The sequence below is a fragment of the Kluyvera genomosp. 2 genome, assembly GCF_036759865.1.
GTDB classification, from domain to species: domain Bacteria; phylum Pseudomonadota; class Gammaproteobacteria; order Enterobacterales; family Enterobacteriaceae; genus Kluyvera; species Kluyvera ascorbata_B.
This window is the reverse complement of record NZ_JAPKIA010000047.1, coordinates 1-575: the sequence shown is the minus strand read 5'-3', so window position 1 is coordinate 575 and position 575 is coordinate 1. Positions and strand designations below refer to the sequence as shown.

The 575-nt window shown below is 41.0% G+C and carries 1 protein-coding gene; it reads right to left on the bottom strand.

The annotated features are described in order from the left end of the window. Nucleotides 1-60: 60 nt before the first annotated feature. Entirely contained in the window at nucleotides 61-429 is a 369-nt protein-coding gene (locus V6942_RS23365) for a hypothetical protein (protein WP_032677090.1), read from the bottom strand. Between the last annotated feature and the right edge of the window lie 146 nt (nucleotides 430-575).

Sequence of the window (575 nt, the reverse complement as noted above, 5' to 3'; positions counted from 1 at the left end):
CGGTTTCGGACGTTTAAGTCACATGCACGTTAACTGTCGGTATTCATCGCCTCACTAGTACTACTCTGCTAGTTCATCATGTTCTTCGAGAGCATATTCAAAATCGGCAACAAGCAAGAAATTTTCTATCCTATAAGCCTGATTTAACTTAATTCGTTGGTATCTTTCGTTCAATAATCGCCATGCTGTTTTCCGTAGTACCATCGGTACGGATTCATCTTTTAAAGTACGCATGAGCACAGAACAGGTTGTCAGAAAAGCAGCGTCCTTACGTTTTCGGTAATACGCATCAGTCGAACAAACCGCAATGATCTCGATTGATTCAGGGTGATGACAGATAGCATTAACCGTAGTTTGTTCATGTATCTGTACCTTGAGTTCAGCCTGAATTTTTGATTGATGATACATAGCCTTGAGATAGCTAAACATGATTTCCCCATCAAACAGTAAGTCGTGTCAATTCCTAGAGTTAACACATTTCTGATCATGACTCACACGTTACGTTCAGTCGGTAGCCATCTGTGCAAAAAATGCGCTTAGCGTAGGATAATTTCCTTTTTCCAAGCGGACCCCTA